This window comes from Frankia sp. CeRuru1, from assembly GCF_977966315.1.
Genome location: NZ_CDWWEW010000227.1, coordinates 1 through 8,538 on the forward strand (window position 1 = coordinate 1; position 8,538 = coordinate 8,538).

The window sequence follows — 8,538 nt, forward strand, 5'->3', positions numbered from 1 at the left end:
CCCGAACAGAGTCAATGTTATCCAAGATACGACGTATGGTCGGCGTCCGCAGCGTTCCGTCAAACTTTACAAGATCTCCCCGTGTAAGCGTCTCCCAGGAACGTTCGTCGAATCCTTCGACCGTTCGAAGCATCTCATTCTCGTTAACCGCAACCATAAATCGATTGAAACGGGAGGCGCGCACCTGCCTGACCACTCGCTCATTCTCGTTCTCTATATGAGAACGAGATGTGCCATCGGCGTCCTCACCTGATCCTGGAGCGCGTTCTTCAGTATGAAGTGTGCGCCGATTTTCCTCATCGGAGCGCCCCCCATCGAGGATGTCAAGAAAGTCGTCAACTAGCGAGCGATCATAGTAGATGAATTGTGGAACAATCATCAGATCCATTTCCCCCGACGCAAATTCCGGCCAGCGCAGCAGATTTACTGCGAGGCCACCAAGCGTGCAAGGGATCTTACATCCTAGAGCGCCGGCGTTACGGAGGGGTCTGTCCACTGGATCCGCAAGGCGGTCGCTCCCGTCGCGCAGTCAGGGGTCTGGCAGTACGGAGACACCGCCGTGAAGTTGTTGCGCTCCAAGGCAGCAGAACCAAGTGGAAGCTAAAAAGATCTTGAAGTTGAGTGGTCGGCCGCGCCTGATCGTGTAGCTACCGCTGTAGCAACGATCCTGGACGGCAGCGGACGCAGGCAGACCGCGACGGACAACGTGACGAGGCCGAGCTGCTGGGACACCTGGTGCTTTCCGTGCCTTCTAAGCACCAGGTCGCAGGTTCGATCCCTGCCGGGCGCACATCGCAGCACTGACCAGGCACGCAACGTAGTAATTGCAGCCTGATCCGTCAAGCTGCGGTGCACGAGATGGTAATTTCGCCAGCTATGGTTGAGATCATCAAAGGGGCAGATCCCGTCTGACGGCTCCTGCTCGACGGATGGGACCAGAGCCTCGCGACCGCGGGACGCAGTCACGAGACCCGGACCGCGTACCGCAAGACGGGCGTCGCGTTCGTCAACTGGCTCGCGGCACTGCCGCCGACGCCGGCCGGGTGGACGGCGCCGCGCGCCGCACTGCCGCCGACGCCGGCGAGGAGACCATGCCGACCTACCGCCCCACCGCTGCCGACGAGATCAGCCGCGGCCATATTGAACGGTTTCTCATCGCGTTCGCGACCGAGCGCACCCCGCGATGCCCCAACGGCCGGTCCGACGGCAGCGTCAACCAGGCGTTCCGGAGCCTGCAGCAGTTCTTCGTGTGGCTCCTCGGCGAGGAGGAGATCGATGTCTCGCCGATGGATCAGCTACAGCCCCCGAAGATCGGCGAGAAGGTCGTCCCCCTGCTGGAACTTGAGCAGCTCGCCGCTCTGGACACCGTCTGCAAGGGGAAGGACTTCCAGTCCCGGCGCGACGAGGCGCTGATCCGCGTGTTCGCCGACTGCGGCGGCCACCGCGCCGAGGTCGCGGGGCTGGCCGTCGATGACGTCGACCTCACCCGCGAGCGGCTGCTGGTGACGGGCAAGGGTGACAAGCAGCGGCACACGGGCATCGGCGCCCAGACCGCGCTCTCCCTGAACCGCTATCTCCGGATACGCCGCAACCACCGTCACGCCTCGCTGCCGGCACTCTGGCTCGCGGACCGCGGTACCGCTATAACGCTGTCCGGGGTCTACCAGATGGTCCGGCGCTGTGCCCAGGACGAGCACGGACGGCTCGGACTGGGCGATCGGATCTAGATCTAGGCCAGAATGGATACTCTGGGCAGCTTGTACAGCGCCGAGTAGTGGCCTTGCGTAGACTCCGGGTTGTGGCCCGGGCGGAGAATATCTCCATGAGTCCCAGCGCCCGGCGGCGCGCCGCGGTGCTGGCGGTACTTCGCGCTGCCCGGGATCGCGGCTATGCGATCACTCAAATGAAGCTCGCGAAGTTGCTGTATTTCGCGGACCTTCGCGCTGTCGCCTCCGGCGACGACCCGGTCAGCGGCGTCGAGTGGAAATGGCTGGACTACGGGCCATTTAACCACGCCTTGTTGGACGTCGAGCGGGAACTCGCCACCGACGAGGTCATCGGGAGCAAGGAAGACCGGTGGGAGTTCGGCCGGGAGGTCCGGTTGACGCTCCTCGACGACCTCGACCTTCACCTCCCCCAGGAAGACGAGGCGTTCGTGATCGCGGTGGTCGACGAGTTCGGCGACCTCGCCGCATCGTCGCTCAAGCAGCTCAGCTACCAGACGCCGCCGATGCGGGAGGCCCAGGACACCGGCATGCGGGGCGTCGTACTCGATCTCGGTGTCGTCCGGCCCGTTCCGAAGGTTGGCCGGTCCCTCGCGAGACTGCGCGCGGTCGCCCGCGGCCTACCTGAGCAGTTCGACGACGACGGCGTCGAAGAAGAGATCGTTCAAGAACTCGCGGACTTCGCGCCGGGACGTGCCCGGGCGAACCGTCTGATCGGGGAGCCGTGACGCCTGTTCCAGCTGCCGTCGTGGTCATCGGCGGCCTGTACTGGGTTGTCGACAACGCACTAACGATGCCACCAAACGACGACCGCAAGCTGTATCCGCGACGCCAGGTGCTCGTGATCTCTGGCTCGAGCAACGCGGACCCTGCTTGGCCGCTCGTCCAAGTGATGCCGCTGTCGTCAGAGGTCTCCCGCAGAACCCGGTACTGCGTGAAGGTGCCTGCCGGGGTCGGGGGGCGTCTCGAAGAAGTGCTGGGTCTGGGTCCCTCATGCTCAGCCACTCCTGAAAACGGCCCTAACGGACTGGACGGGCACCCTCCCGGAGAAACTCCTCGAGGAGGTCCAGACGCGATACCTGGCATACCTCGGTCTCGCGGATGATGACGAAGAGGACGGCCTGAAGCCTGAACTCGAAGTCTGACGGCCGCAGGGATCCTCGCAGCCTACGGTGTGCCGGCCGGGCCCGGCTCGGACTGGGCGATCGGATCTGATGCGCGACGAAACACCCCGGCCAGGATCGGGACAGCCGGTTCTGTAACCGTGCGCCCCGCGCCCGGATCGCCGAGCTGGAGACAGAGAGACAGAGCTTGCGATCCACCGGCGGGCGACAGAACTGCTCGGCACGCCGGCACGGTGGCGCCCCCAAAGTTCGCAGTGATGAGTAGGTGGCAGGTGACGGGGTCGAGCGCAGAGGCGCGGTGACCCTCGATCTCGATGCTGCTCAGGTACAGGCTGGTCTGCCGTTCAGCTCTCCTCGAAGCCCGACTGGTCGAACTTTAAGGTCCCGGCGTTCTCGGAGACGGTGCGGACTTGGCCTTCCTCGAAGCCGGTGCTCTTCGTGGCTTCGATCTCGATCTTCACGACGAGCTCGGTGCCGTCCTGGCGGAGGTTGGCGATGATCTCGTCGGCGACGTTCTTGAAGTCAAGGGCGATCTTGTCGGAATTCAGAGTCTTCACGCCGTAGAACCGCGTCTTGACCTTGCGATGGTAGACGCCCGGGTGGTCGGGGTCCGGCTTGAAGGGCTTCTTCGCGTCGTCCTCGCTCGGGCTCTCCGTCAGGCCCGGCATCGCCGGGACTTCGGCGTCGCGCTGCTTGGCGGCGATGTCGGGACGCACCAGGAGCAGCGAGTCGGTGGCCGCCGGTGCGGCGCCCTTGTCCTCGGGTGTCCAAAGTCCGAGGTAGCGGCCGGCGGAGTCGTCATAGCCGGCGGCGAGCGCGAAGGCATCGGTCTGCCAGATCATCGGCAGGTCGATGATGCCCTCGTTGAGAACCGTCCTGTCGCGCAGGCGGGGCATGTAGGGGTACTGGCTGTAGAGCGCCCACAGAGCGCCGAGCGAGACATGGCCGTCCTTCCAGATCTGCGGGACCTTGCTGATCGCCAGGCGGATCGTCGCCGCGGCCTGCCTCGTCGAGAGGTCGCCGTCGTTGCCGAGGCGGCGGGACACCCGCTCGGCGAGCGAGGTGGACTGCCCGTCGGCCTTGGCCTCCCGGATGACGAACGGCGCGCTCGGGTCCGGCTGGGCCGGGACGAGCGCCCAGGTGAAGGTCTGCAGGAGCCTGGCCGTGACGGTCTGGTCGGCCTGGGCCTGGCGCTGCGCGGCCTGCTTCTTCTGGTTCTGGGTCAGGTCGAGGTCGGCCTCGTTGTCGAGAACGTGCTTCCAGCCGAGGTAGTCGCGGGTGGCGGCGTCGAGCTCCCCCAGCCGGGCCTCGTCGGGGGCGAGGTAGACGAGCATGTTGCGGTTGGTCCGGTTGGAGCTGCCGCGCTGCTCGGTCGCCTTCTGCGCGAAGTTCCTGGCGGCCGACTCGACGCTTCGTTTGCGAGCTTCGGCGTCCCGGAGGTGGGCGAACTTCGGGTGCAGGATGACGAGGCGCGCCTCACCGGTGTCCGGGATGTCGGCGTCGTTCTCCGGGCAGACGTGGACGCCGGCGAAGTCGCCCTTCAGGCGGCCCTGGCCGAGCAGCCGCGTGACGATCTCCTTCCACACGTCCTCTTTGTGGAGGCGCTCGGCCTGGTCCTTGGCGGTGCGGGTGATGTTGGGCTGGAGGTCATACCAGTGCTTGCCGGATCCGGAGTAGAAGTAGGTCGCCCGGTCACCGAGCTGGGTCAGCGCGGCGTGGAAGTTGCCCGGGACGTCGCCGGGGATCGCGGTGCCGAGGAAGACCCGCTGGGTACCGATGCCCTTGTGGACCGAGCCGGGTGCGATGGTCGGGGCGGCGCCGAAGAACACCGTGCGGGCGAGCCGCTTGGTCAGCGCTCGCTGGCCGAACAGCGGCTTCTCCTGGTCGATGCGTGCCGGCTCGGAGTTCGGGCCGTCGACATCGGCATCGATGATCGCCTTCCAGGAGTCCTGGAGGTACTGCGTCAGCTCGGCGTTCACGTTCGCGGTGGCGAGCGGGATCGAACCCGGCATGATCAGCGGTGACGCGTCCTCGCCCGTCCAGAGCGCGTGGATCACCGTGCTCATCAGCCGCAGCACACCGCGGGTGCGCTGGAAGCGCTCCAGCGAGGACCACTCCTCGTAGAGGGTGTCGAACAGCTCCGGGTGGATCGGGTAGGTCCACCTGATGCGGTACTCGTACAACGTCTCGCGTGCCTCACGCGGGAAGTCATCGGTGTACTTGCGGTACAGCTCCACGTACGCCTTGGCGGTCGCTCCGATCGAGGCGAGCGCGGCGGCGTCAGGCTGCTTGAACAGCCGCTGCTTGACGATGTGGTAGGCCTCGTCCGACGACGCCGGGCGCCACTGATCAGCCACCCGGCGCACGACGTTCTGGAGCCGCTTCAAGGCTTCAAAACCGTTGACGCCGCCGACCTCCTCGGCGTTCCCGGCCACGATCTCCGAGTCGTCCGCGCTCTCAGAGGCCGGGATCGAGATCGCGAGCAGGACGCCCGAGGTGCCCTTCGCGGCCTCGGTCAGCGACTGGGCAAAGGTGAACTGGTCGTCGAACGTGCCGCCCGCGAGGTCGTCGCGGCCGACGAGTGAGCGGGCGTAGGCGACCCACTCGTCGATCAGGATGACGGCGGGCGCGTACTTCGCCAGCAGCGTGTGGAGCGCCTCGCCGGGGTGGGTGCGGTTGCTGTCCGCGGTGGCGACGATGGCGTACGCCTCGGCACCGCCGAGCTGCCAGGCCAGCTCACCCCAGATCGTGTTGACGTGGGTGCCGTCGTCCTTGGTGACACCGGACGGGCTGAGGTGGTTGCCCACGATCGCGACCCGGTTCACCTCGGTGCCGGGGTAGCCGTTGGCGGTGAGCAGTTCCTGGGTCTCCTGCGGGAACTCGCCCACGGGAAGTCCCGCGGCCAGGTGCCACAGCGACAGCATCGAGTGGGTTTTGCCGCCGCCGAAGTTCGTCTGGAGATTGATCACCGGCGAGGCGTTGTCGTCACCCGAAAGACGCCGCACGGCGCGGCCAATCAGGTCGCGGAGACCTTCGGTAAGGTAGGTGCGCTTGAAGAACTCGACCGGGTCGGCGTAGTCGGAGTCGGCCTCGCCGCCGGTGGCGACTTTGTAGAGGTCGGCCGCGAACTCGGAAGCGTGGAAGTTGCCGGTCGCGACGTCGTCGTGGGGCTGGAGCACCTCACGCCACGGCCTGAGCCCGGCAGCCTCGGGATTGTCGACCGCGGCCTTGAGGACCTTCCTGTCGTCCTTATCGGCGGTCACCCGACGCAGGTTGAGCCGGATGCCGCGGACCTCGTCGGTCTCGGCGTTCGCGCCGATGAGCTTGAGCAGGCGTTCGCCCGTGTCGAGTGCGCGGTAGGCATCGTCGTCGCTGAACGAGCCGTTGTGCGCCCACGCGTTGCGCACCTCGCGCAGCTCGCTGGCGTAGGTCTCGCCGACGCGCCCGACGGCCTGATTGAACGGGTACCAGCCCTGCTTGTAGCCGCCGGTGATGTTGCCCTCGGTGAGCAGGCGGAACTGGACCTGCGGGTCGAGCGGGTCGTAGCTCTTGCTCGCGAGGGCGCCGTTCTTAAGGTCCTTCGCCTGGACCAGCTTCGTCCACTCAGCCCCCAGCGCCGGGTCGGCCTGTCCGATCACCGACGAGATGAAGTCGTCCAGCGCCGGGGCGAGGACCTGGAACATCCGGTCGATGCGGTCGCGGTTGCTCAGCGCCATGTCTACTCGTCCTCGTCAAAGTCGATCGTGGCCTGTGCCCTGGTGGGATTCTTCCGGGTGCGCGCGGCCTCCAGAACCTCCGGCCAGCTCGTCACCAGGCTGTTGAAGCTCAGAGCGTCCTTCGTCCAGCCATTGCCCTCCGCGATGCGGAAGAGAAGGTGCGCGAGCTCCTTGATGAGGTCAGCGTTAACTGCGCCGTCCGGGCGGCTCAGTGCCGCCTGGAGGAAGTCACCCGCCGGAGTGATGCCGTCCCGCTCCAGCACGCCGATCAGATGGTGGAGAATCTCCCAGTTGCTGGTGTGGCTGTCCTCGAGCACGTCGTAATCCCACGACAGATCGGCGGGCCTCAGGATCTGCACGTTGCCAGCCCGGCTCGCCAGGATCCCCTCCCGCTCCATGACGTCGACGCTGGTGTTGCGCGCCCTGGCAAGGTTGTCAGCGTCGCCGAACAAGCCCATGCCATAGCCGTGCTGGCGGTACCACGCGATCGCGAACCGAGAGGCCGCGTCGAAGTCGCCCTCCTGCTCGGCCAGTACCGCGTCAAGAATTTCGTTGATCCGCGCCAGCGCCGAGCGCACAGTCATCTTCTTGCCGTCCGGCTCGAGGACCGCGCTGTACCGGCTGAACACCGCCATCCCCGGCCCGATCGCGGCCTGCGGCAGGTCCACCGGCGCGATCTGCCCCTGTTGCAACTTCCGCAACGCCTCCGGCAGCTCCGCCTCAAGCATCGCGATGAACCCACGCCGGTCCGTCGTCGGAGCCCCCTCGAGACGAGGACGCAGCGACAGCACGATCGAGGAGGCCAAAGCGTTGGTGCCACTGGCGATCATGCGGTTGCCGAGCTCGCTACGGTTCGGCCACGTCGAGGTGATCTCCCAGCCCGACCGGATCATGCCTTCGAGCAGAGTCTCCCAACCGGTGGAAGCCTCGCCATGATCGTCAGACTCGCTCTGTTTGAACGCGTACCAAACCGCGATCGGATAGTCCGCCAGGGCTGTCTCACGTGCATGTGCAAAGACAGCCCGGAAGCCGTTCTCGAAGAATTTCTGCGCACCTTCCTTACCGCCGTGCCGGTACGGGTTGGCGACGAGTTCCTCGGCCTTCGGGACAAGCATCGTCCCCAGGATGCCTGGATGGATCGACCGGAGCGATCGTCGCAGCCAGACGTAGAAGAAGTCCGAGAGGTCAGAGTAGCCAATGTTGTCGTAGTACGGCGGATCCGTACTGATGAGCAGAGAGGAGTATTGGCGACTCGCCGCATCGGCCTGCCTAACCTCCCCCTGCTGTCCAGCGTCAGCAGGCAGCCGCTCAAGAACCTTCGCAACCCAGTCGACGCTTTCAGTCCAGGTTCCACTGGACTTTGCGAAGGGGTTCGTCTCGGCAAAGTCCCAAGCCATCGGGATAGCCTGGCGCGCGAAGACGCCACGCACCTGTTCCTTGCTGGGGCTTGAGTCCCAGGATGATACAGACGTCTGGCGGTCAGTTCCTCGTGTCACAGCGATGCCAAGGTAGGTGGCGACGGCGTCGGCGTACGCCTCGGTGCCGCCGTCCGCGATGACCCTCACCCGGGCGCCGGAGACCAGGTCGCTGAAGGTGGTCAGGGCTACGATCTGGCGGTTCGTGAACGCATCGGACCAGCGCGGCATGCCATACATCGGCAGGCGGTCGACGTCGTGGTTTGGCGTCGTCACGAGCTGATCGGGCACGTCGTCGGGCCGTTCGACGTCAGCAGCCTTCAGGTGTTCATCGCTGGGGGGGAGATATACCCGCTGACGGCTGCCTTCCGCTACGATCGTCATCAGCGTACGGCCCAAACCGACCGACTTCGCTTGAGCGCGGATGTAGGCGTTCTCCGCCACGGAGTCACATGCGATGCACGTACCGTGACCACGCACCATGGTGCCGTCCCCGTCCTTCGCAGGGGCGTCAGCCTTGTCGTGTCCGATGGTGAACTCGACCCGCTGCCCCGAGGGG

The 8,538-nt window shown here is 65.8% G+C and carries 5 protein-coding genes; 2 read left to right on the forward strand and 3 right to left on the reverse strand.

Annotated elements, in window-relative coordinates; genetic code table 11:
- A partial coding sequence (locus AC08OP_RS16005) for a DUF6414 family protein (RefSeq protein WP_476614932.1) occupies positions 1 to 379 on the reverse strand: 379 nt, incomplete at its 3' end.
- A 664-nt stretch (positions 380 to 1,043) separates the two neighbouring features.
- On the opposite strand from AC08OP_RS16005, the gene AC08OP_RS16010 reads away from it, so the two are divergent.
- Together AC08OP_RS16010 and AC08OP_RS16015 are read left to right on the forward strand one after the other, a co-directional pair.
- A complete protein-coding gene (locus AC08OP_RS16010; RefSeq protein ID WP_476614933.1) occupies positions 1,044 to 1,727 on the forward strand; it encodes a tyrosine-type recombinase/integrase in 684 nt (227 codons plus the stop codon).
- Between the two features lie 95 nt (positions 1,728 to 1,822).
- On the forward strand, positions 1,823 to 2,452 hold the full coding sequence (locus AC08OP_RS16015; protein WP_476614934.1) for a Panacea domain-containing protein: 630 nt from the start codon (positions 1,823 to 1,825) through the stop codon (positions 2,450 to 2,452).
- Between the two features lie 740 nt (positions 2,453 to 3,192).
- On the opposite strand, the gene AC08OP_RS16020 is transcribed toward AC08OP_RS16015, so the two are convergent.
- Both AC08OP_RS16020 and AC08OP_RS16025 read right to left on the reverse strand, forming a co-directional pair.
- A complete protein-coding gene (locus tag AC08OP_RS16020) occupies positions 3,193 to 6,564 on the reverse strand; it encodes a Swt1 family HEPN domain-containing protein (RefSeq protein WP_476614935.1) in 3,372 nt (1,123 codons plus the stop codon).
- Between the two features lie 2 nt (positions 6,565 to 6,566).
- Positions 6,567 to 8,538: DUF1156 domain-containing protein (locus AC08OP_RS16025; protein ID WP_476614936.1), on the reverse strand; the 1,972-nt coding region annotated here is incomplete at its 5' end.

What these genes read in the sequence shown, in the direction of transcription:
- AC08OP_RS16015 (WP_476614934.1), top strand. Translation starts at nt 1,823, where the DNA reads ATGAGTCCCAGCGCCCGGCGGCGCGCCGCGGTGCTGGCGGTACTTCGC.
- AC08OP_RS16020 (WP_476614935.1), bottom strand. Translation starts at nt 6,564, where the DNA reads ATGGCGCTGAGCAACCGCGACCGCATCGACCGGATGTTCCAGGTCCTC.